The following is a 1,948-nucleotide window of genomic DNA, read 5'->3' on the forward strand; positions in this document are numbered from 1 at the left end:
GGTCAATTGGAAAAGTAAATTCCAGTTCCAGTAGATCTTGACTGGAACTTACCATTGCAAAAACAGTGGTAGAAGTAACTCTTCCAAACCTTTCCCCAACCGGTTGAACACCGGTCAGTAATCAATTAAAATATAGTTACTTTCCCTGAAATGCAGGATAGGGCAACGCTGAGGAGCGACCTGAGCGGCATCCAGGGTTACACAGGAGCAGCACTGAGTGTGTTGCTCTTTTTCTTTGCTCCTGTGGAAACACAAAGCGATAAACCTCGGGGTTCAAGGGGCAGAGCCCCTTCTGTTATAATCATACTTTCAGCAGATTTCCGGATGGCATCCTACCAAAGGAGAAACTACCATGGCAAAGAATGCACATCTGACATTTGATGAAAGACAGACAATCGAAGTATCACTTCGTGATAATCTCAAGTTCAAAGAAATCGGAGAAATTCTCGGAAAAGATCCTTCTACGATTTCCAAGGAAGTCCGCAACCATTACAAGGTTGTGGAAAAAAGTACATACAATCCATGTGCCAACAGACGTACCTGTAAGCATTACGGTGACATCTGCAAACCCTGTAAGAAGCGCTGGGGTCAGGATTGTAAGAAATGTGATCCACCTTGCTATACTCACTGTCCTGATTTTGAGGAACAGGTTTGCCTGAAAATCAAAAAGCCTCCTTATGTTTGTAATGGGTGCGATACCAGACAGGGGTGTAAGTTAAGGCGCCATCTTTATGAGGCAAAGTATGCTCAGAATGAATATGAAGCTGTCCGTAGCGAAAGCCGACAGGGATTCGCTATCAGTTCTGAAGAATTAAAAAGGATTGATGGTATTATCACTCCTCTGATCAGGCAGGGACAGTCAATTCACCAGGTCTGTGTCAATAACGTTGACCTGATCATGCTAGATGAAAAGACAATCTATAACTATATCGACGCAGGACTTCTTTCTGTATGCAACGGTGATCTTCCGCGTAAAGTGCGCTATCGCATTCGTAAAAAGAAGAAACCAGTAAGGGTGGACAAGAGATGCCACGTCGGTCGCACCTATGAAGACTTTCAGGAATATATGGCTGCCAATCCAGATGTTTCTGTCGTTGAGATGGACTCTGTTGAAGGAAGAAAAGGTGGCAAAGTATTTCTAACCATCTTCTTTCAGAACTGTAACCTCATGCTGGCATTCATTCGCGATGCGAATACAGCACGTTCTGTAACAGATATCTTCAACCAGCTTTATGTTCTCTTGGGGCACGAGAAATTCACTGAATTATTCCCTGTGATTGTAACCGACCGTGGGAGTGAATTTACCGACCCTCTGGGTATTGAGTTCAATGGTAATGGTGAACGCAGAACCAGAGTATTCTACTGTGATCCACAACGTTCTGACCAGAAAGGCGGCTGTGAAGTATGCCACGAGATGATCAGACGCGTATTACCAAAGAAATCCTCTTTTGACAACTTAATCCAGGAAGATGTGTCTCTTCTGATGAGTCACATCAATTCCTACACAAGAAAAAAGCTGAACGACCAGTCTGCCAACCAGTTGTTCAGCTTCCTTTACGGTGAGGATACCTTGGCTAAGCTCGGCATTAAGGTAATCCCCGCTAATGAGATCAATCTCACACCATATCTGCTGAAAAAATAAACTGATCGGACTGCCATCCGGATTCATAAGCACTGCCATCAGGGGTGGAATTTAATCTTGCAAAAAAAGAAAGATGAATTCGACCTCCGCTTAAAGTGCGTCTTTTTTCAGAACAGAAATTGATCTGGGGTTATCTTATCACGCCTCAACAACTGGTTCAATCTATTTGGTTTTGTAAGTTCCAGTTTGGAAACGTAAATTCCGCTAAAATCATGATTTCTTGATATGCCGGAATTTAGTCTTGCAAGAACTTTTAGGAACAGGGGTTTACTTTTGCAAACTGGAAGTCAGTTTTCCAATTCAGCC

General features: G+C 43.1%; 1 protein-coding gene. It reads left to right on the plus strand.

Features of this window, described 5'->3' with window-relative positions:
• Positions 1–352: 352 nt before the first annotated feature.
• Entirely contained in the window at positions 353–1,642 is a 1,290-nt protein-coding gene (locus tag FYJ57_RS14940; protein WP_154433268.1) for an IS30 family transposase, read from the plus strand.
• Positions 1,643–1,948: the final 306 nt, after the last annotated feature.

It is taken from the genome of Oliverpabstia intestinalis, from assembly GCF_009696065.1.
GTDB lineage: Bacteria > Bacillota > Clostridia > Lachnospirales > Lachnospiraceae > Oliverpabstia > Oliverpabstia intestinalis.